The 20,875-nt window shown below is 69.8% G+C and carries 20 protein-coding genes and 1 pseudogene; 14 read left to right on the top strand and 7 right to left on the bottom strand.

All coding sequences use genetic code 11. The features are described from left to right. The first annotated feature begins 147 nt into the window (after positions 1-147). The 4 genes and pseudogenes from FF041_RS04485 to FF041_RS04470 all read left to right on the top strand — a co-directional run bounded on the left by FF041_RS04485 (position 148) and on the right by FF041_RS04470 (position 5,759). Entirely contained in the window at positions 148-660 is a 513-nt protein-coding gene (locus tag FF041_RS04485; protein ID WP_153521115.1) for a cobalamin B12-binding domain-containing protein, read from the top strand. After that, the gene (locus FF041_RS04480) at positions 657-2,021 is read left to right on the top strand and encodes a methylaspartate mutase (protein ID WP_153521114.1); all 1,365 of its coding nucleotides are present in this window, start codon (positions 657-659) and stop codon (positions 2,019-2,021) included. Before FF041_RS04485 ends, FF041_RS04480 begins: the two co-directional genes overlap by 4 nt. After that, positions 2,018-4,042, top strand: a complete 2,025-nt coding sequence (locus FF041_RS04475) for an FAD/NAD(P)-binding protein (protein WP_153521113.1) — start codon at positions 2,018-2,020, stop codon at positions 4,040-4,042. The genes FF041_RS04480 and FF041_RS04475 overlap by 4 nt, the downstream gene beginning before the upstream one ends. Next, positions 4,039-5,759: pseudogene (locus FF041_RS04470) on the top strand (AMP-binding protein). The gene FF041_RS04475 and the pseudogene FF041_RS04470 overlap by 4 nt, the downstream one beginning before the upstream one ends. Positions 5,760-5,789: 30 nt before the next feature. On the opposite strand, the gene FF041_RS04465 reads toward FF041_RS04470, so the two are convergent. Further along, on the bottom strand, positions 5,790-6,308 hold the full coding sequence (locus FF041_RS04465; protein ID WP_350802320.1) for a DUF6879 family protein: 519 nt from the start codon (positions 6,306-6,308) through the stop codon (positions 5,790-5,792). Beyond that, a complete protein-coding gene (locus FF041_RS04460; protein WP_153521112.1) occupies positions 6,289-6,555 on the bottom strand; it encodes a hypothetical protein in 267 nt (88 codons plus the stop codon). Before FF041_RS04460 ends, FF041_RS04465 begins: the two co-directional genes overlap by 20 nt. 683 nt (positions 6,556-7,238) lie before the next feature. On the opposite strand from FF041_RS04460, the gene FF041_RS04455 reads away from it, so the two are divergent. From FF041_RS04455 to FF041_RS04415, 9 genes are all read left to right on the top strand, one after another. Then, positions 7,239-8,558, top strand: coding sequence for an ice-binding family protein (locus tag FF041_RS04455; RefSeq protein WP_323391198.1), 1,320 nt, complete (start codon positions 7,239-7,241; stop codon positions 8,556-8,558). A 170-nt stretch (positions 8,559-8,728) separates the two neighbouring features. Further along, positions 8,729-9,418 carry a DUF5819 family protein gene (locus FF041_RS04450; protein ID WP_323391197.1) on the top strand — a complete coding sequence of 230 codons (690 nt, stop codon included), beginning with the start codon at positions 8,729-8,731 and terminating at the stop codon, positions 9,416-9,418. After that, positions 9,408-10,631: an HTTM domain-containing protein gene (locus FF041_RS04445; protein WP_153521110.1), complete on the top strand. Its 1,224-nt coding sequence runs from the start codon at positions 9,408-9,410 to the stop codon at positions 10,629-10,631. Before FF041_RS04450 ends, FF041_RS04445 begins: the two co-directional genes overlap by 11 nt. An 81-nt stretch (positions 10,632-10,712) precedes the next feature. After that, the gene (locus FF041_RS04440; RefSeq protein ID WP_194291930.1) at positions 10,713-10,982 is read left to right on the top strand and encodes a pentapeptide repeat-containing protein; all 270 of its coding nucleotides are present in this window, start codon (positions 10,713-10,715) and stop codon (positions 10,980-10,982) included. Positions 10,983-11,195: 213 nt separating this feature from the next. Beyond that, positions 11,196-11,714: a DUF6879 family protein gene (locus FF041_RS04435; protein WP_153521108.1), complete on the top strand. Its 519-nt coding sequence runs from the start codon at positions 11,196-11,198 to the stop codon at positions 11,712-11,714. Between the two features lie 25 nt (positions 11,715-11,739). Further along, positions 11,740-12,891, top strand: coding sequence for a cyclophane-forming radical SAM peptide maturase AmcB (amcB, locus tag FF041_RS04430; RefSeq protein WP_323391195.1), 1,152 nt, complete (start codon positions 11,740-11,742; stop codon positions 12,889-12,891). Next, on the top strand, positions 12,888-13,079 hold the full coding sequence (gene amcA, locus FF041_RS04425) for a multiple cyclophane-containing RiPP AmcA (protein WP_153521106.1): 192 nt from the start codon (positions 12,888-12,890) through the stop codon (positions 13,077-13,079). Before amcB ends, amcA begins: the two co-directional genes overlap by 4 nt. A 69-nt stretch (positions 13,080-13,148) precedes the next feature. Further along, entirely contained in the window at positions 13,149-13,835 is a 687-nt protein-coding gene (locus FF041_RS04420) for a pentapeptide repeat-containing protein (RefSeq protein ID WP_153521105.1), read from the top strand. 25 nt (positions 13,836-13,860) lie between these two features. After that, positions 13,861-14,577 carry a hypothetical protein gene (locus FF041_RS04415; RefSeq protein ID WP_153521104.1) on the top strand — a complete coding sequence of 239 codons (717 nt, stop codon included), beginning with the start codon at positions 13,861-13,863 and terminating at the stop codon, positions 14,575-14,577. 49 nt (positions 14,578-14,626) lie between these two features. Here FF041_RS04415 and FF041_RS04410 read toward each other — a convergent pair whose 3' ends face one another. Genes FF041_RS04410 through FF041_RS04400 form a run of 3 tightly spaced genes read right to left on the bottom strand, consistent with a single transcriptional unit; the run spans position 14,627 to position 15,951 of the window. After that, complete coding sequence (locus tag FF041_RS04410) at positions 14,627-14,902, bottom strand: DUF397 domain-containing protein (protein ID WP_153521103.1); 276 nt, start codon at positions 14,900-14,902, stop codon at positions 14,627-14,629. Then, entirely contained in the window at positions 14,886-15,104 is a 219-nt protein-coding gene (locus tag FF041_RS04405; protein WP_407698106.1) for a DUF397 domain-containing protein, read from the bottom strand. The genes FF041_RS04410 and FF041_RS04405 overlap by 17 nt, the downstream gene beginning before the upstream one ends. Then, on the bottom strand, positions 15,082-15,951 hold the full coding sequence (locus FF041_RS04400; RefSeq protein ID WP_323391194.1) for a helix-turn-helix domain-containing protein: 870 nt from the start codon (positions 15,949-15,951) through the stop codon (positions 15,082-15,084). The genes FF041_RS04405 and FF041_RS04400 overlap by 23 nt, the downstream gene beginning before the upstream one ends. Positions 15,952-16,213: 262 nt before the next feature. Between FF041_RS04400 and FF041_RS04395 the strand changes: the two genes are divergently transcribed. Further along, positions 16,214-16,654: an ATP-binding protein gene (locus tag FF041_RS04395; protein ID WP_153521101.1), complete on the top strand. Its 441-nt coding sequence runs from the start codon at positions 16,214-16,216 to the stop codon at positions 16,652-16,654. Positions 16,655-16,787: 133 nt separating this feature from the next. On the opposite strand, the gene FF041_RS04390 is transcribed toward FF041_RS04395, so the two are convergent. After that, complete coding sequence (locus tag FF041_RS04390; RefSeq protein WP_153521100.1) at positions 16,788-19,913, bottom strand: endo-alpha-N-acetylgalactosaminidase family protein; 3,126 nt, start codon at positions 19,911-19,913, stop codon at positions 16,788-16,790. A 67-nt stretch (positions 19,914-19,980) separates the two neighbouring features. Then, the gene (locus tag FF041_RS04385) at positions 19,981-20,748 is read right to left on the bottom strand and encodes a S1 family peptidase (protein WP_153521099.1); all 768 of its coding nucleotides are present in this window, start codon (positions 20,746-20,748) and stop codon (positions 19,981-19,983) included. Between the last annotated feature and the right edge of the window lie 127 nt (positions 20,749-20,875).

Below are 20,875 nucleotides of genomic sequence, written 5' to 3'. Positions count from 1 at the left end.
CCCCCGGTCGTGGGCCGGGATCAGACTCAGAGAGCAAGTGATACCCGCTCCGGAGCGGACCCGCCAGACCCACCGGGCTCACCAGACCCACCGAGCCCACCGGGCCCACCGCCCGGGTCCCCGGAGCCCCACCAGGAGTGATCCCTCATGAACTCCACCCTTGTCGAGCGCCGCCGCCGTCATGTCGTCGTCTCCGGGGTGTCGTCCGACGCCCACACCTGGAATCTCGTCTTCCTTCAGCTGCTGCTGGAGGAGATGGGGCACCAGGTCACCAATCTCGGCAGCTGCGTCCCCGACCGGCTGCTCATCGACGAGTGCCGCCGGCTCCGCCCCGATCTGCTGGTGATCAGCAGTGTCAACGGCCATGGCGCGCTGGACGGCGGCCGGATGATCGCCCTGCTGCGGGAGCTGCCGGAGCTGCGCGCGCTCCCCGCCGTCATCGGCGGCAAGCTGGGGGTCGCGGGGGCCGAAGCGGGCTCCTTCGGGCCCGCGTTGCTCGCCGCCGGGTTCGACGCGGTCTTCGAGGAGGCGGACGGGACGGAGGCGTTCCGGCGTCTGGTCGGGGAGGCCCCTCCCGCGCTGGAAGCCGTGTCCCCGGAGCCCGCTCCGGGGACGGAAGCCGCTCCCCCGGCACCCGTCTCCCCGGCAGGCGTGTCATGAGCACCCCGCGCCCGCCGCTCTCCCCCTTCGCCGCCGCAGTCGGCGCGGCACACCGGGACGGCGAACTCGTGGTCCAGCCCCGGATGGGCTTCCCGGACACCGGACGGATGCGGGAAGGGCTGCTCGCGGTGCGCGCCGCGCGCGCCCGTACCGTCGGCACGGTCACCGTGGACAGCTACACCCGGGTCGGCGACCACGCCTCCGCCCGCGCCGCGCTCGACGCCGGAACCGATCTCAACGGCTACCCGATCGTCGCCCACGGCCCGGCCGCCGTCCGGCGGATGCTCGACGGCCTGCTCGGCGGAGCGTCCGACGACGGCAAGCCCGGCAACGACGAGCCCTGCGACGGCGAACCCGGCGACAACGAGCCCGGTTTCGCCGTCCAGATACGCCACGGCTCCGCCGACCCGCTCCCCATCGTGGAGACCCTGCTGGCCGCCGGGCTCGACGCCACCGAGGGCGGACCGGTCTCCTACTGTCTGCCGTACAGCCGCACCCCGCTCGCCGACGCGGTCAGCGCGTGGGCCCGCGCCTGTGAGCTGCTGGCCGAGCGCTCCGGCGGCACGGCCCATCTGGAGAGCTTCGGCGGCTGTCTGCTCGGACAGCTCTGCCCGCCCTCCCTCCTGGTCGCCATGAGCGTGCTCGAAGGGCTGTTCTTCCGGCGGTACGGGCTGCGCAGCGTCTCCCTGAGCTACGCCCAGCAGACCAGCCCCGCCCAGGACGCCGAGGCGCTGGCCGCGCTGCGGCTGCTCGCGGCCGAGTATCTGCCCGGCCTCGACCGGCATCTGGTCCTCTACAGCTATATGGGCGTGTTCCCGCGCTCCCGGCACGGCGCGCTCGCCCTGCTGCGCGCGGGCGCGGAACTCGCCGCCCGTACCGGCGTCGAGCGGCTCATCGTGAAGACCCCGGCGGAGGCCCATCGCATCCCGGCCGTTCAGGACAGTGTGCTGGCGCTGGAGGTCGCGGCTGCCGCCGCCCGGTCCACTCCCCCGTCGTACGGGGCCCCGGACGACAGGGAGTTCGGTGTGCTCGCCGAGGCCCGCGCCCTGGTGGAAGCCGTGCTGGAGCTCGCCCCCGACATCGGCACCGCCCTCATCCGGGCCTTCCGCACCGGCCTGCTCGACGTGCCGTACTGCCTCCACGCCGACAACGCCAACCGCAGCCGCGGCTTCATCGACGGGCTCGGCAGCCTCCAGTGGCGTACCGCCGGCGCGATGCCGGTACGGACGGCCGCCGGACCGGAGGCACGGGCACCGCGCGCCGAGGAGCTGATCGACATGCTCTCGTACGTCCAGCGCGCCTACGACCAGGGGGCACGGCTCGGCACCCCCGCCCCCACCCCGCTGAAGGAGAGATCATGACCACCCGGACCCCCCTCACCCTCGCCGTCGTCGGCACCGGACCGCGCGGAGTCTCCGTGCTGGAGCGGCTGGCCGTACGGCTGGACGAACAGTCCCGCCGGGACGGCTGCGCGCCACGGCCCGTACGGATCTACGCGATCGACGCCCGCGAAGTGGGGGCCGGGCGGATCTGGCGTACGGACCAGTCCCCCTGGTACACGATGAACACCGTCGCCGGGCAGGTCACCATGTACTCCGGCGGCCCCGACGGCGGCCCCGCCCGGCCCGGCGCGGGCCCCTCGCTCGGCGAGTGGCTGGCCGGCCGCAGACGGCCCGGGGAGCGGGTCCCCGGCCCCGACGACTACGCCCCCCGGGCCGTCTACGGGCAGTATCTGCGCTCCGTCCACCGCGCGGTCGCCGGGCATCTGCCGCCCCACGCGGCCCTGGAGTCCGTCACCGCCCGGGTCCTCTCGCTGACCCCCGCCGACGGGGGCGGCTACCGCCTCGGCCTCGACCGGCCGCCGCACACCCTCCTCGCCGACCGGGTGCTGCTCGCCACCGGCCATCCGCTCAAGGAGCCCGACGACGCCGAGCGGGCGCTGCTGGACTTCGCGCGGCGGCACCCCGGCGTCCGCTATGTGCGCGGCGACTCGGCGGCCGATCTGGAGGACGAACTCGACGAGACGCGGGTGCCGCCCGGGGCGGCGGTGGGCGTCCGCGGACTCGGGCTCTCCTTCCACGATGTGCTGCTCACCCTCACCGTGGGCCGGGGCGGCCGGTACGCCCGGGACCCCGGCGGCGCGCTGCGCTATCTGCCCAGCGGCCGGGAGCCGCGCATCGTCGCCGGATCGCGCGGCGGACTGCCCATCCCCGCGCGGGGACGGAACGAGAAGAGCCCCGGCCACCGCCATCAGCCGCTCTTCCTGACGGCCCAGGCGCTGGCCGCCGCGCGGGCCCGGCGGGCCCGCGCGACCGGGGACGGCCGGCTGGACTTCGCCGAGGACGTGCTGCCGCCGCTGCTGCGGGAGCTGGACCAGGTGTACTGGACGGCGCTGGTACGGGCCCGGTCCGGGCCCCGGCGGGCCGCCCGGTTCGCGAAACGGCACGCCGCTGCGGTACGGGACGGGCGGGACACCGCGGCGCTGCTGGCCCGCGAGGGCCTCGGCGGCGTCCCCGGGCTGGACCCGGCGGCGCTCGCCCGGCCGTTCGCCGGGGAGGACTTCACCGGCCCCGGGGAGTTCCGCGACCGGCTGCTGCGGGTGATGGAACGGGATCTCGCCGAGGCCGCGCTGGGCAATGTGCGCGGACCCCGGAAGGCGGCCCTCGATGTGCTGCGGGATCTGCGTTCCGCCGTACGCGACGCCGTCGACCACGGCGGACTGCTGCCGGGGTCCCACCGGGACGCCTTCGCCGGACGCTTTCTGCCGCTGAACTCCCTGCTGTCGGCGGGACCGCCCGCCGAGCGGGTCGAGCAGCTCCACGCGCTGATACGGCAGGGGCTGGTCGAGATCGCGGGACCCGAGACGGTCTTCGCCCCGGACCCGGCGGGCGGCGGGTTCCTGGTCTCCTCGCCCCGGGTGCGGGGCTCGGCCCGGACGGTGGCGGTGCTGGTGGACGCCCGCATCCCCACGCCTGATCTGCGGCGGGACACCGCACCGCTGATCCGGGGGCTGCTCCGCGACGGGCTGATCCGGGAGTTCGTCACCGTCGGGACGGACGGGGAGCGCCACCGGACCGGCGGACTGGACGTCACCCCGGGCAGCGGTCAGGTGGTGGACGCCCACGGGGAGCCGCTGCCGGGCGTCCACGCCCTGGGCATCCCCACCGAGCACACCCGCTGGTTTACCCAGGTCGGCAGCGGCAGGCCCGGCGCGGAGACCGGATTCCACCGGGACGCCGACCGGGTCGCCGCCGCGCTGCTGCTCGACGGCGGCGAGCGGCGGGGCACGCCGGAGCGGGGTACGCCGGAGCGGCGGACAACGGAGCGGCGGACACCGGAGCGGCGGACACCGGCGCGGACCGTCGAGGAGATGGTCGTATGAACTCCCGTGCCACCGCCGAATTCCGGTCGGCCCGCGATGTGCTGCTGCGGCACCGCACCGATCCGGAGGCCGCGTGCCGGGCGTTCCGCTGGCCCCGGCCCGCCTGCTTCAACTGGGCGCTCGACTGGTTCGACGTGGTCGCGGCCGAGCCCGCCCTGCGGGAGCGGACCGCGCTCCGTATCGTGACGGCTCCGATCCGGCGGACGACCGGGCCGTGGGGTGGGGCGAGCTCGCCCGCCGCTCGGCGCGGACGGCGAACTGGCTGCGCGGCCTCGGGGTGCGGCGCGGCGACCCCGTACTACTGCTGCTCGGCAACCGCGAGGAGCTGTGGGAGACGATGCTCGCCGCGATCAAGCTGGGCGCGGTGCTGGTCCCGGCGTACACCAGCCTCACCCCCGTCGAGCTGGCGGACCGGATCGTCCGGGCGGATGTGCGCTGTGTCGTCGCCGATGCGTCGCTCACCGGGCGCTTCGCCACGGCGCGGCCCCGGCCGTGGACCGGGATCGCGGTCGGGAGTCCCGCAGGGGACGCGATGCCGGGCTGGATTCCGTACGGGGAGTCCCGGGCGGCTCCCTCGGAGTTCCGCCCGGACGGCCCCACGCGGGCGGATGATCCGCTGCTGCGGTACTTCACCTCCGGCACCACGTCCCGGCCCAAGCTGGTGGAGCACACCCACACCAGCTATCCGATCGGTCATCTCTCCGGGATGTACTGGAACGGACTGCTGCCCGGGGACCGGCACTTCCATGTCTCCGCGCCGGGCTGGGCGAAACACGCCTGGAGTTCGTTCTTCGTGCCCTGGAACGCGGAGGCCACGGTGGTGGCCGTGGACTCCCCGGCGGCGGCGCGTCCGGAGACCGTGCTGGAGGTGCTGCGCACCCGGGGGATCACCTCCTTCTGCGCCCCGCCGACGGTGTGGCGGGGGCTGCTCGCGGCGGGTCCCGGGGAGCGCCCGGCGGCGCTGCGGGAAGCGGTATCGGCGGGTGAGCCGCTGGAACCCGGGCTGGTCCGGGGCTTTCAGGACGCGTGGGGCGTCGCGGTACGGGACGGGTTCGGCCAGACGGAGACCACAGGCTTGATCGGCCAGCCGCCGGGCCGCGCGCCGGTGCCGGGCGTCCTCGGGCGGGTGCTGCCCGGATACCGGGTGGCGCTGCTGGACCCGGCGACCGGGCGCACGGTCCCGGACGGCGCCCCCGGTGAGCTCTGTATCGATCTCGCCGAGCGGCCCGCCGGGCTGATGCGCGGCTACGCGGACGATCCGGGGCGGACGGCCGAGGTGTTCGCGGACGGCCACTACCACTCGGGAGACCTGGTGGTCCGGTCCCCGGACGGGAGCCTGCGCTATCTGGGCCGCGCGGACGATCTGTTCCTGTCCTTCGGCCACCGGGTGTCGCCGGGGGAGCTGGAGGCGGCCCTGCTGCGTCAGCCGGAGATCGCGGAGGCGGCGGTGGTGCCGGTGGCCGATCCGGTGGGCCTCTGGGTGCCGAAGGCGTACGTCGTCCCGGCCCCCGGCATCCCGGCGGACGCGACCACGGCGGCCCGGGTCTTCGCCGGACTCCGGGAGGAGCTGTCGCCCGAACTCCGGGTCCGACTGCTGGAGTTCCACGACGCGCTGCCACGCACCCACTCCGGGAAGCTCCGCCGGGCGGGGCTGCGGGGGCGAGGGCGGGGGCCGGGGGTGGAGCACCGGGAGGGCGGCGCGGGCCGGGCCGGTTGACCGGCCGGGTCCCGGGGTCTCCCGTATGCGTCAGACCGGCCGGTACTCCGCGTGCGGGACAGCCCGCTCCCATGCTGCTTCGTAGGCCGTCGCGTACTGCGTGGCCAATGCCGAGTCGTGGTGGACCTCCATACGCGGACCGGTCCACTGACCCTCGCCGCTGAAGTGGTGCAGGATCACGGTTCCCTCGTCCATGACCCAGCCGTCCAGCGCGGGGAGCAACAGGCCCCGGGCTCGGGAACGGGGCAGCCAACGAACGTCCTCACCCGCTGCGACGTTCGTGAACGTGCCGTCGTACTCGTATCGCACATAGTCGCTCAGAGGCTCGGACACGACGCGTAGCCGTCGCATGACCACACCCCGGCCGGTCGTCTCGGCCACCACGTCCAGCCACGAGCGCCACCATGACGCGCGGTCGTCCGGGTCGTACCGGCGCCCTTGCTGCCAGCGGATGAACTCCGGGTCATCCCGCATGTAGCTGTCCCGCATCTCAAGGTGCATGGCTGCGCGCCGCGCCTTGGCGAGTGCTTCACGTACCGCTGTTGTCACCGTTGTCCTCACTGTCCGGGCGGGGGATGAACTGGAGCATGCCGGCGGGCAGCCGGATCACGGTCTCGTGTGCCGGTACGTCCGTGGAGTGGCCCGGTACTGAGCCGACTTCCTGAGCCTGCCGGATCGTCTCCTCGTCCGCCCTCCATGACTGGATGATCAGGTCACCGGTCGTGTCGTCCAGCCACCTCGTGGGCGAGCCGTCATCGGGGGTGTTGGGCCAAATCCCCAGGAACTTCAGGGCCATTGGGCACTCCTCTGCCGAGTGGGCTGCACCGATGCGCACGAGCCTCACCCCTGCGCGTGATCGGCGCAAGAGGGCAGGCGGAGACGGAGGAAGCCCCCGACAGCTCACCCCGGCGAGGATCCCGACAGCGCCTGAAGGGTGCGCCCCCGGCGTCGGGGTGGGACGCCCGGTGAAGGTCAGGGCCGGGGCGGTTGACCGCTCGTAATCCAGCCGGACTTCTTCATCAGCGCTGGTCAACGGCTTGGGCGTGGAGAGTGTTGCGGGCTGGAATACCAAGAGTTCCTGAAGGACGGGATCACGAATATCTCGATTCCGCTTCGAGGGTCAAGCGAATTGACGATGAATCGACCGCCACGCCCGCCGCGCGGCGAGTTCGCGAGATCACCTGGCTGGCGGCACTCCTTCACATGCGGCGGGATTGGACTTCTGAACAGGTGGGCGGCGCTGCCTCATGTGAGTTAATCGAACCCTGCACATGCGGGGAATGTCGGATGATCGACAATATGAATTCAAGTATTTTCATCGCGCGCTGCGCCGTCGAATGCGCAATCATTCCCCCCATGCTCTTACTTATTGTTGACACATGGATTTCCCTGCGTAATATGCAGCGACAGCAACAAGGATTCCCGGGCGATCGGTAGGGCCCGGAATGCCACGGCCCCCCACAGAAAATGGCCTTTCGAGTGAAGCTGAAGATCCCTCAAACGGCTCACCGCCGTAGTTTGTCCGGCTTGCTGGCCTCGGCCCTTGCCGCAACGATTGCCACCGCGATGGTCGCCCTGACGCCGACGCAGGCGCTGGCCATCGCGACACCCGTACCTCTCGCTACGGCCGCGAGCTTCTCCGTTCTGGCAGGTTCGCAAGTAACCAACACCGGCCCCTCCCTGATCAGCCACGACCTCGGGGTGCACCCGGGGACAGCCATCACCGGATTCCCGCCCGGCCAGGTACTCGGCGCCGTGCACTCCGCGGACGCTGTCGCACTCCAGGCCAAGTCCGACCTGGTCCAGGCGTACAACAACGCGGCCGGCCAGGCCACGGACTTCGCGCTTCCGGCGGGAATCGGCATGGGCAACACGCTGCTCCCGGGCGTCCACACCGCCGTATCCGGTGTCGGGCTCACCGGCGACCTGATCCTGGACGCCGGGGGGAACCCGAACTCGGTCTGGGTGTTCCAGATTCCTGAAGCCCTGACGACGGCGTCCTCCAGCCGGGTGCTCCTCACGAACGGCGCTTCGGCGTGCAACGTGTACTGGCAGATCGGGAGTTCGGCCACTCTCGGCACCAACTCCACCTTCGTGGGCACCATCATGGCTCTGACTTCGATCAGTGTGACCACGGGGACGAACATCGAGGGCCGGGCGCTGGCCCGTAACGGCGCCGTGACGCTCGACACCAACAGAATCTTCCTCGGCGGGTGCGCGACCACCACCACCGGTGGGACGACGACCGGTACGACCACCGGAACCACCACCGGAACCACCACCGGTACGACCGCTGGAACCACCACGGGGACGACGACAGGAACCATCGCCGGTGCGACCACCGGCGGTCTGCTCAGCGGCGGTCTGGTGAGTGGCGGTCTGGTAAGCGGCGGCCTCCTGGGCGGACCCATCGTCGGCGTCGTGAGCGGAGGCACCTCGGGCAACATCTCCGGCAATACCTCCGGGAACACCGTGGGGACCACCGCCGGGAACAGCACCTCCGGGAACACGAAGGGCAACACCGCCGGGAATGCCACCCTCGGAAACACCGCCGGCGGGAACATCACCGGCGGGCACGGTGACCACGGGCCCGGCCACGGTGAGAAGCCTGGTGGACCGGACCACGGCGACCACCCCGGTGGGCCTGGCCACGGCGACCACCCCGGCGGGCCGGGCCACGGGCACGATGAAGGGCCCGGCAAGCCAGGCCACGGCGACCACTACGGCTACGGCGACAAGCCCAACGACCATGAGGGTCATGAGGGTCATGAGGGCCCCCAGGAGCAAGAGGCCTACTAGGCAGCACACTGCGGTAGGCCCGCTCGGGTGACAGCGCACGGCGGATTCCTCATCGAATCCGCCGCGCGCCGTCTCGGTGACAGTCCGCAGGAAGAGTCAGGCGCGCGCGAGTAGTAGCTGATATGAGAAAGTCAGGGTGAGCGGTGTCGAGCGGAATTGAATCAGCGGACGTGAAGGAAATCCAGCAGTCCGATTCCGGTCCGGTCGCACAGGAATGTCCTGACGCCGTGGCCACACCGGTCAAGCGGCCGGGGGGTGCCCGCGCGCTGAAAGCAGGGCTGTACACCGCCGTGATTCTGTGCCTGGCGACGACTCTCGCCCACGTCGCTCTGGTATTCCTTCATGTGGCACCCGCCAGCACCGTCTCCAAGCGATTCAGCCCGCAGATCAACGCATGGGTGTATCCCTTTTTCGAACAGAACTGGCGGCTGTTCGCCCCGGAACCCGACTCCGTCAACCGGCAGGTCCTGGCGAGAGCCGCACACACACGCTCCGACGGATCGATGAAGGTGAGCGCCTGGTTCGACCTGGTTGCCGAGGACAACTCCGCAGTCGAGCACAGTGTGTTTCCGAGCCACACGGCACAGAACCTCCTGCGCCGCGCCTGGACCTCCTATACCGATTCACACGGAGGAGACGACAATGCGCGCACCGAACGCGCCGTGATGATGCAGAAGTATCTGAGCAACATCGCCGCGGACCGCGTCGCCGCCCGCAACGCCGGCACAGTCGACTTCATTCAGCTCCGCGTCGTCACACTGCCCATCGCCGCACCCGGCGCCGCAGTCGGCAACCGCCCCCCGACACCCGTCGAGAACCGGCTGCTGCCCTGGTGGAAGGTGACCACCCATGGGAAATGAGCAGATCCCCCAGACCGCCCCCACGCCACCGGCGCCCCGCCGGCCAACGGGTCGACAGACCGGGTTCGCCGGCACAGCCCACCGGTGGCTCCTCGACCGGATCAGTGCCCTGTGGGCGCTTCTCACCGACAGGCCGGTGTCCCTGTACGCCGCGTCGGCGCTGCGCATCGGCTACGGATCGCTCTACCTGATCTTCCTGCTGCGCGAGTTCCCCCACCGTCATGAGATCTGGGGTGCCGACTCGCCGTGGACTCCCGCGCTGGCGCAACAGCTCTTCGACCAGACGGGCTGGAACAGCATCCTGACCCTGTCCGACAGCCGTGCCTACTTCGAGCTCTGCTACGTGATGGCCCTCGTCACGTCCGCGCTGTTCATGCTGGGCTGGCGGACCCGCGTCATGTCCATCCTCTTCGCCCTCGTGGTGACCTCGTTCCATGCCCGAGCGATCTTCATGACGGACGGGGGCGACAACCTGACCCTGCTGATGGCCCTCTACCTCGTCCTCACCGCGTGCGGACGGCGCTGGTCCCTGGACGCGCGCAGAGACCGGCTCAAGGCGGCTCGTGCGGGCAACGCGCCAAAGCTGGTGAGGCGCTTCTCCGTGCAGCAACTCCTGGATGCCCGGACAACCTTGACCACGGTCGTGCACAACTGCGGCATCTTCGTCATCGCGGCACAAGTCTGTGTCCTCTACGGAGCAGCCGGCCTGTACAAGGTCCAGGGTGCTTCCTGGGGCGGAGGCACCGCTCTCCACTACGTCCTGAACCTCGAACTCTTCCAGCCCTGGCCCGCCCTCTCCCACCTCGTGGACGAGCAGACGATCCTGATCTCGATCGTCGGCTACATGACGGTGCTCTTGCAGGTGGCCTTCCCGTTCGTGCTCTTCGGCAGGCTCAAGTACCCCGTTCTCGTCATGCTGCTGGGCATGCACATCGGCATCGCGGTGCTCATGGGACTGCCTCTCTTCTCCGGCGCGATGATCGTTGCGGACGCCGTGTTCCTTCCCGACCGCTTCTACACCTTCCTGCCTCACCTGTGCCGACGCGCAGCACAGCGGACAGGCATGCGGCGGCCGGCACCCGGGCGATCGGCAGGACCTGGATCCGTACCTTCGCAAGGCAGGCCCGGCGTACCCGGCCCGAAGCATCGAACCACTCCGCCAGGGCAGAAAGACAACGCGCTCGCTACCGGGCTCGCATCCGACCAGAGCTGAGTGACACGGTCCCGGTAGCGCGGGCGGCACTTGCTGTCGGAGAGCGGGCATGCAGTCGCCGGGGTGCGGGCCAAGGGCCCCGTGATCTTCTCAAGGTGCTCTCTGCGCGAGGCGACCTTCACCGGGACCGACCTCGGGGGCGGCCTCTTCGCCGACTGCGACCTCCGGCTGACCGAGTTCGGCGCGGGCGGATACCGGGATCTCGATCTACGCGGAAACGACCTGTCCCAGGTACGCGGGGTCGGCGCTCTCCAGCGCGTCATCGTCGACCGGTCCCAGACACTTCAGCTGGCCGAGGCGCTCGCCGCCGAGCTGGAGCTCACGTACGGCGAGGATCCCGACAGCGCGTGAAGGGTGCGCCCCCGGCGTCGGGGTGGGACGCCCGGGGGTGAAGGTCAGGGCCAGGCCTGCGACCCGGAGGCCGGCCCGGCCCGCGCGGAGTGCGCCGCACGGGTCTATGCGGGAACGCGGGCAGCCCTTGCCCCGGCCCCCGGGGCCCCCTAGTGTCCTGGTCGCATATCCGCACAGAGCCGTGGTGAACGGCCGGGGCGAGGGAGACCGCGTATGTACCTGGACGGTGGTCAGTGGGCCACTTTGTTCGATTCGTTCGAGCGGGAGGCTTTCCGACTCGAAACCCTCCCGGCGTATTCCGTAGAGGGCGAAAAGGAGGAGTACGAGGAGTTCCTGGCCACGGGGAAGCTGGATCTCCCCGAGGACGACCCGTGGCTGCTCAAAGTCCGGGCCTTCGGCGATTCCGGGCGTCAAATCCGGCGGGTGCATACCGTCACCCGCCCGCTCTCCGAGTACCTGCGGTACGAGTTCGCGGCGTACCGCTACAACGTCGCCGCCGGGGAGGACGTACGCATTCTCGACCTCACCGACCGCGACAACCCGGGCCTGCCCGATCAGGACTTCTGGATGTTCGACGAGTCCAGGGTCGTGGCCATGAACTACCGGGCGGACGGCACCCAGATCGGCCGCGAGCTTCTGGAGAACCCGGACCTCGCGCTGTTCCGCCGATGGAGAGAGCTGGCTCTCTCGCTGGCGACCCCGTTCACGGAGTACGACACGGATCGGTCGTAGCCCGCAGCGGGCAGAAGGGATGCCTGTGCGTACCCATATCTCTGATTGGCACTCGCGCTACCACCAGTGGTTCGCAGCCCCGCAGACCGTCGTGGTCCAGCCCACCACCTGGTGCAATCTCGACTGCGCGTACTGCTATCTCCCTTTCCGTCGGCTCAGCCACCAGATGTCTCCCGAGGTCGCCGGTGCCCTGGCGGCCTCGGTCGCCACGCTCACGGAGAGCGGGCACCCAATGGGCGTGGTCTGGCACGGCGGGGAGCCGTTGGCCGTCGGTCCACGGCGGTTCACCACGCTCCTCGCTCCCTTCGAGGCCCTGCGCCGTGAGGGCAGAGTGCACCACTACGTCCAGACCAACGCCACCCTGATCAGCGACGCATGGTGCGATCTGCTCATCGCGCATGACGTACAGGTGGGCGTAAGCATCGACGGCCCAGCAGCGCTGAATGCCGAGCGCGTCGATCTGCGGGGCAAACCCACCTTCGAACGGACTCTGCGGGGGATCGAGCGGCTGCGTGAGCGGGACATCCCCTTCTCCACCATCGCGGTGGTCGGAGACCAGGGCATCGTGATGCCGGAAGAGCTGCTGGAGTTTCTGACGACACTGGGCTGCCACTCGGCAGGCTTCAACATCGAGGAGGCCGAGGGCGTGAATCTCGGCAGACCATCGCCCGGCCCCGAGCAGGCCGAGGTCTTCTGGCGTCATGTGCTCACCTGGACGCTGGGACACGACGGCGGGCCCAGGTTTCGGGAAGTGGAGCGGCTCGCCGAGTACCTTCGACTGATGCGCACCGGGAATCGGCCCGAGTGGGAGCGGCGGCGTCTCGACCCGATACCCACCGTGTCCTGGAACGGCGATGTGGTCCTGCTCTCGCCAGAGCTGGCCGACACCGTCGACCCCGTCTACGACGACTTCCTGGCTGGCAGCCTCCTCGAAAATCCCTTACCCGAGATCCTCCGTGGCGCGCACCGTCTCCGCTACGTCCGTGAATTCCTGACTGGGCTTGAGCGCTGCCGGGCAGAGTGTGAGTTCTTCGACTTCTGCCGTGGGGCTCAGGCCGCCAACCGATATTTCGAGAACGGCAGTCTCACCTCCACGGAGACCAACTATTGCCGGGTCTCCCGGCAGGCCCTGGTCACGGCACTGTCCGGTCTTGCAGCAGAGGAGACATCGACATGACGCTTCTGGAACAGCTCGCGGCATCCGACGCGGTCGTCGTGACAGAGCTGGTGGAATCACATGGCGGCTTCGTGTCGGCAACCGACCGAGCGGCATGGGACAACAACCCCACCTGGGACAACTGGACGAAGACCCCTGCTCCCTTCGACAACCGTCCGACCTGGGACAACTGGAACAAGAAGAAGTAGCCCCGCCCTGTCGGCCCAGTGCCACGGGGACCCGACACCACCGGGACGCTTCCGCTGAAAGGCATCTCGATGAACACCCGCATCATCCGCCGCACAAGCGTCACCCTGCCCTCCCTCAACGAACCCGGCCTGTACTTGTCCAACATCTCTTCCCTGGAGGGAGGCCGGGGCCGGATCGCGGAGTTCCAGTACGCGGATGCCGGCCTGCGTGATCTCGACCTGGCCGACACCCATCTCATGGACGGCCGAATCACCGGGCTCACGGCGCAGCGCACCCGATTCGACCGGCTCCGGGTCGACTCGGTGGAGTTCACCGGCTGCGATCTGTCCTCGCTCCAGTGGAGCGATAGCAAGATCTCCCGTGTGGTCTTCACCGGCTGCAAACTGATGGGGGCCTCGCTCGACGGGCTCACCCTCGACAACGTCGTCTTCGAGGACTGCCGACTCGACTACTGCACCTTCACCGGGGTGCAGACCAAGGGCCCTGTGATCTTCTCAAGGTGCTCTCTGCGCGAGGCGACGTTCACCAGGACCGATCTCGGTGCCGGCCTCTTCGCCGACTGCGACCTCCGGCTGACCGAGTTCGACACGGGCAGATACCGGGATCTCGATCTACGCGGAAACGACCTGTCCCAGGTGCGCGGGGTCGGTGCCCTCAAGCACGTCATCGTCAACCGGTCCCAGACACTTCAGCTGGCCGAGGCTCTCGCGGCCGAGCTGGAACTTACGTACGGCGAAGACCTCGACAGCGCGTAGGTGGTGCGCCGATTCGGGAGGCTCAATGGGACCACGACTGGTCTTCGGCCGATTCGACGGCATCTGGGGGCGGATCGACACCACTGCGGTACGGACGACCAGCTGCGAATGCGGCTACGACGAGGGAGCTGTCGTCCCCCGTGATGACTGGCATCCGCTGAGCCGCGAGGCCGCTGAGCGGCTGCGGCCTGATGCGTCGATTCCCGCCAGTGTGCGGATCGAGCTTGTCCGACGCCGCCTGCCCGCCTTCGAACCACAGGACATTGCGGGCCGCCTCGAAGCCGCGTCCTCTCTCGACCCGCTGCCCGGCCGCTGGCCCAGCAAGCTCCTGGGCTGCACCGTCAGCCATGGCGATCGGCGGACCACCACCGAGGACTCGACCACCGGGCGGCGCATCGGACTGCACGTCGACAATTTCGACCGGCTTCCTTATGGCAGACGCCACGAAGGACGACGACGGCTGTGCCTCAACCTGGGGCCCGGCTCGCGCTATCTGCTCCTCGGCGGCCAGGACATCGAGCACATCTGTCGGGCCCTGAAACGCGATCTGGAGCAACACTGGCCCCACACCGAGGATGTACGCCGCTATGTGACGGAGGGTCTTCCGCTGCGCTGCCTGCGCATCCGCCTCGATCCGGGCGACGGATACATCGCGCCGACCGAGTTTCTGCCGCATGACGGCTCCACGGCCGGTATCGCGCTGCCGTCCGTTGCGGCGTTCTGGCTGGGGCAGCCCCGGTAACACGCGCCCCCGGCGTCGGGTGGGACGCCGGGGGCGGGGGGTGGGGCGGTCAGAGGGCCGGGTGGGCCTTGAGGTCGCGGATGAAGGCGGTCCACGGGCCGGGGGTGAAGGTCAGGGCCGGGCCGTGGGGGTTCTTGCTGTCGCGCACCGGGAGCACGCCGGGGACGCCGTCGGCGACCTCGACACACGAGGCTCCCTCACCGTTGCTGTAGCTCGACTTGCGCCAGAGGCTCGTCGCCACCTCGACGCACTCGGCTCCTTCGCCGTTGCTGTAGCTCGACTTGCACCAGCTGGTCACGGCGGTCGAGTCAGGAATCGTCACCATGCTTCACCTCGTTGACGAAAGCGGTCCACGCTCCGGTGCCGAAGGCCAGCGCCGGGCCGTGCGGGTTCTTGCTGTCGCGCACCGGGAGCACGCCGGGGATGCCATCGACCACCTCGACGCACACGGCTCCCTCACCATTGCTATAGCTCGACTTGCGCCAGCCGGTCAGCGCGGAGGAGTCAGGAATCGTCGTCATCTTCATACCCTTTCAGGTAGCTGTGGAGCAGGTCGAGCGTCTCGTCCTTCGGCAGGGCCTGAGAACGAGCCTCATCGAAGCGCTGCGTGAGTTGGAGAAGGCGTCGTGGTGCCTCCACCAACTCGCCCGAGGCAAAGCTCTCGGCATAACCGATCGTAGCGCCGTTCTCAAGAGTCAGCAGATACAGGCAACCGCCCATCAGGGAATGCTCCCCACGCGTAAACGGCAGCACCTGGACGGAGATGTGTGAAGCCTCGACAGCCTTCAAAATGTGGCCGACTTGCCCCATCATGCAGCCTACGCCCCCAACTGGGCGCTTGATGGCCGCTTCATCCATGATTGCCCAGTAGAGAGGTTTGTCCTGCTTCTCGAAGATCCGTCTGCGACGCATCCGAATGGCGACTCGCTCCTCTATGTCGTCCGCCGACACCCCGGGCAGCGAGATCCGGATCAGGGCGCGCGCATAGTCCTCGGTTTGCAGCAGACCAGGGACCACACTGCTATCGAATACCTGGATGCGCGCCGCCTTCTCCTCGTTCTCCACGATCTTTTGGCCATAGTCGGGAATCGTCGAGTGCTGCGCCAGCTCCAGCAGCTCCGCAAAAAGCCCCAACGTACCGAAGTACGCGTCCAACGCCTCCGCCAACCCCTCCGACGGCAGCTGCTCCCCCCGCTCCACCCGGCTCAGATATGTGTGCGGATACTTCACCCGCTCCGCCAAGCCGCGCTGCGACAGCTCCCCCTCCGTACGCAGGCGCTGCAAGCGCCGCCCCAGCACCGTACGCGGAGTCGGCTTCCCAGGGTCTTCGTTGTTCAGCTCCACAATCGAACTCGCTTTCACATCGCTGTCCACAGAGTTCTGTTGGTGACAGACGAGACCGACACCTGACGTGCCGTTTCAGCGATGGTAATAGCGGAATCCCTCCCCACGCGGCGGAATCCCTCATTCGATAACAGTGGCCCGAAGAGGGCCCCCGCAACCGACGCAACCGGTCCGGGGGCTTTGGCCAACGCTTTCCAAGGAGCGTCAACATGGCGGAGCTTATCGCCCATTCCTTCGGCCTGCCCACCCCGGATTTAGTCACCCTCGCATTCGTCTCCGGGGAGGCGGTGGCATGATGACCGAGCCGTGTCACGACATCGCGGCGACGCTCGTGGTCTCCCGCTGGAGCCGGCGGGTCCGCTCCGTCGGGCGGGCGCGGGCCGAGCTGCGGACCCTGCTCGCGAGTTGGGGGCTGGCCTGCATCGAGGACTCCGCCCTTCTTGTTCTCTCCGAACTGCTCTCCAACGCCGTCCAGCACGCCCAGGTCTCCCCGGGCCGCGACATCGAAACCCGGTACGAGCGGCTCCACGACGGGCTGCGGATCGAGGTGCACGACGCCTCCGACACCCTGCCGCTGCTCGGCGTGCCCGCACCGGACGCCACCAGTGGGCGCGGGCTGCTGCTGGTGGAGGCGCTCGCCGCGAAGTGGGGCGTATCCCGGCGGGACGGGCCCGGGAAAGCCGTCTGGGCGGAGATCGCCACGGCCGGTGAGGAGTACGCGCGGCCCGTCTGACCCGGCGTACGGGCAGGGCCCCGCCCCTCCGCCCCGGGGGGAAGCGGCGGAGAAGCGGGGCCCGTCGTGATGGTCCGCCCGGGGCGGGCCGACGGCGGAGGGCCGTCCCGGGCGGACCGGTTCAGGGGGGTGGCTACGCCTCGCGGACCTCGAAGGAGTCCAGGACGAACTCGGACTTCCAGGCGTCGGCGACCTTCCGCAGGCCCACCCAGGCCTCGCCCTCGTCCGGTGCGGTGAACTCGTCCTCCCACACCGTCGGCCCGGTCGCCACCGGCACCGGCTCGCGGGTCAGTTCGCGGTCGTCCACGCCCGTGACCCACGCGTACTGGCCCGCGTGCTCGTTCTCGTACCGGAAGGTCACCCGGTACCGCTTCCCCGGCTCGAAACGGACCATGTGCTGGACCGTCCGGTAGACCAGGCCGACGTTCTCACCGCGTGATTTCAGCGACTCGGTCCCGTCGATCACATCGTCGATCGCCTTCCCGTTCCAGCCACGCTGGGTGAACGGCGCATGGCGCTGGGCGATATGGGTGCGCGGGTCCGTCGCCCCGCCCGCGTCGCCCTTCACGAAGACGCCCCAGCCCTGGGGGACGTTCTGGAAGTCCTCGTACGCCACCGTCCCCGCCTTCCGGGTCGGGACAGCCGGCACCACCCGGACGTTGTCGAAACGGACCCGGGCCGCACCCGCCGCCGCCCGCAGCGCGAGCGTCACCGGGCCACCGCCCTCCGGGACCGTGAAGTACGTGAACATCCGCTGGAAGCGGGTGCCATGCTTGCGGTCGGCCGCGACATAGTTGACCGCCGTGGAGACATCCGTCCAGTTCTCCGCCGTGACGCCGTCCGCGGTGCGGACCTCCAGGCTCGCCCGGCGGCGCTCCCCCGCCCGCTCCCCCACCTCGACCTGCACGGACGCCGCGTACGCCCCCGGCTTGAGACGGCCGAGCCGCTGGCTCACCGAGCAGCCCCCCGCGCCCATCACCAGCTCGTAGTCCCCGAGCGGGCTGAGCACCACCGACGCCGCGCCCGCGACCCGCCAGCCCTCCAGCGAACCGGAGTGGAAACCGGGGTCGTACACCGGAGTCGCCTCGCCCCACCCCGGGTCCGGCACCGCCCGCGCCCGGGTGCGGTAGACCACGTACGGCTGATCCGCCGCCGCCTCGATGGTCACCCGGCCCGCGCGTACCCTCAGCTCCCGCTCGAACACCCGGCCCTGATCGGTGAGGCGGTACAGCACCGCCTTCGACGCACCCGCCCAGCCGCGCGGCAACCGCCAACTGGTCGCGCCGCCCTCCGGGTTGTAGTGGTACAGCTTCGCGGGATCCGTCGCCCGGCGCGGCTCCCAGGGGAGGAGATACGAGCCGCCCTCGTACACCGTCCGGCCATCGGTCTCGATCCGCCGTACGCCGCCGGTGTCCGACACCGTGCTCGGACCGAAGAAGGTGATCTCGTGATCGGTCCAGCGCTTGACGGGATACGCCTGGAGATACTTCGCGGGCAGCGACTCCGTCCAGATCAGCCGGTAGAAGACGGTCCAGTCCGTCTTCCCCACCCAGCCCTCGAAGTTCCCCGTGCGCGGAATGCCCAGCAGTGTCGGCCACTTGTCGGCGAAGACGTCCTTCTGGTGGTTGCGGATGAACCGGATGAGTTTCGAGTTGATGCCGCGCGAGGAGTCGGGGCCGTAATCGGTCTCGGTGGCCCAGTGCGCCCACAGCGCCGAGCGCTCCAGACCGTGACCCCACTCGGTGGTCACCTGCCAGCCCTGCTCGCGCAGCGCCCGCTGCAACCGGTCCGAGGTCCAGCCGGACTCGCGGAAGACATCGATGTACAGCATGTTCAGCGCGGGATCGGTCTCGGCCCGCAGATCGGCGAACCGCTTGATGATGTCGCCGCTGACCAGATCCCTGCGCTGATCGATACGGTAGGACTGGTCCAGCCAGTCCCACTGTTCGTTCTTCTTGTCGACCAGCGTCTCGGAGAACGCGTCGGCCACCGGATACGACTCCGTGGCGTTGACATGGACGCCGAAGTCGCTGCCCCAGGCGCGGCCCTCGCGCACCAGGGTGTTGAGGTCGGCCAGCCCGCCCGCCCTTTTGTTGTGATTCCCCGCGTAATCGGGGTGGGCCGAGTCGTGGCCCTCCGACTGATAGCCCTTCAGCAGGGTGTACTGCCGCAGCCCGTCCGTCGCCAGCGAGATCCGCTTCACCTGGTCGAGAGTGGCGAGAAAGGGATTGGTGGCCTGCGAAGCAAAATTGAAGGGGATGTGCGGGACCACCCGCAGATGCTGCTCCTCCGCGCCGAGCGGGTTCACCATCACATCGCGGAACGCGATGGCCGCGTCCTGCCAGTCCACGACCCCGTCGCCGTTGCGGTCGCCCGTGATGACGACCGTGGCGTACGGCAGGGGTTCGACCTGGTCGACGGGCGCGGTCGCCGCCCGGTGCGTCCACTCCCCGAGGACCAGCCGGGCCTCCGTATAGCCCTCCCGGGCGACCGTCTGCCGCCAGAGCCTGCCGTTCTCCCAGGTGGTGCCGGACGCCCCGGCGGGCTTGTCCCACACGGTGTTGGTCTCGATCGCGCCGCCGAGCCGATCATGGGAGACGACCGCGTACGCGCAGCCCGTGGGCTTCTCCTCCGGCGGGGTCTGCGCACTGAGCTCGATCAGAGTGTCGCCGCTCGCCGACTTGTCGAGCTGGATACGGGCCGCCAGCAGGGCCGCGCCCGGCTGGTCGCTGCGGACCGAGAGCAGCGCCAGCGACGGAATCCGCAGGGTGCCCACCCGCAGCGCCTCGGTGTCCGCGATCCGGGTCACCCGCCAGTGGACCCGCCGTCCCGCCACCCGGATCTCGACGCCGATCTCGGTGGGGCCGAAGGCGAGGGTGTACGCGACACGGTCGCCGCGTGCCTTCGCGGTGACCTTCCCGGGGGTGCGGGCGACGGAGTCGATCAGCACCGAGGCGACCGGGTCCCGCTCGCCGTACAGCACCGCCCCGGTGTCACGATCGGTGTACGAGACGACGCGCGGGAAACCGCTGTCGACTCGGACTTCGAGCTCGTCCGAGCGGAGCACGGTCTCCGACCGGGCCGACGCGAACGCCGCCGAGGGGCCGCCGCCGACCGCGACGCCCGCGCCGGCCAGGGCGGTGGCCGCCACCACGGTTCGGCGGCTGGGACCGGCATCTGATCCGTACACGCTCGTCCTCCTCGGTCGCGGTGCTTTGTCGCACACGACAATCTGCGCCGGGAAGAGGAGCGGGCCCATGGACAAAGGTGGGGCAGGTGTTGGACTAAAGCGTCCTCACACCTGCCCCACCCGTTACCGCTACCGTTTACAGGGTCGCCGCAGCCGCCTTGATCTCCGCGGCGAAGGTGGAGACCTCGGTGTAGACACCGGGGTAGTTGGGCCGGGCGCAGCCCAGGCCCCAGCTCACGATGCCGACCTGGATGTAGGCGCCCGCGTTGTCGCGGCGGAACATCGGGCCGCCGGAGTCACCCTGGCAGGTGTCGACCCCGCCCTGGGTGAAGCCCGCACAGATCTCCTCGCCCGCCACCAGCTCCGGGTACGACTGTCCACAGGAATCGTCCGAGACGAACGGGACCTGGGCCTTGAGCATGTAGCGCTGCTGCGCCCCGCCCTCACGGGCCGCGCCCCAGCCGGCCACGGTGAAGTCGCCGCTGTTGTACGAGGCGTCCTCGGCGATCTTCAGCGTCGGCAGGTTGATCGGGGTCGCGAGCTTGACCAGCGCCCAGTCCTTGCCGGTGCCGTTGTAGCCCGGCGCGCGGTGGATCTTGGTGGATCTCACCCTTATCGCGCTGGCGCTCTGGAGGTCCACGACACCGGCGGTGGCGGTGATGCTGGTGTTGTTGCCGGTGGCACCGACGCAGTGCGCGGCGGTGAGCACGACCTGCGGGCTGATCAGCGAGCCGCCGCAGCCCATGGAGAGCCGGACCATGAAGGGGAACTCACCCTGAGCCGCGCGGGTTCCGCCCACGACCGGCGGCGGGGCGGCGAAGGCCGAGGTGGGCTGGAGACTGACCGCAGCGAGCAGCACGGCACCGGCCGCGGCACAGCGCTTGAGGGTTCGGAGAAGCTTCAACGATCTGCCTTTCGTGGGGGGTACGCGAACATCACGCCGGAGTCGGGGACCCAGGCCAGAGAGCACGTTCTGACATGGGCCCGACAAGGCGATGTCCGGGATTATGAGGAGTACGTGAGCGGCGCCA

Source organism: Streptomyces jumonjinensis (genome assembly GCF_009600885.1).
Lineage (GTDB): Bacteria > Actinomycetota > Actinomycetes > Streptomycetales > Streptomycetaceae > Streptomyces > Streptomyces jumonjinensis.
This window is presented reverse-complemented; position numbering and strand designations above follow the sequence as displayed.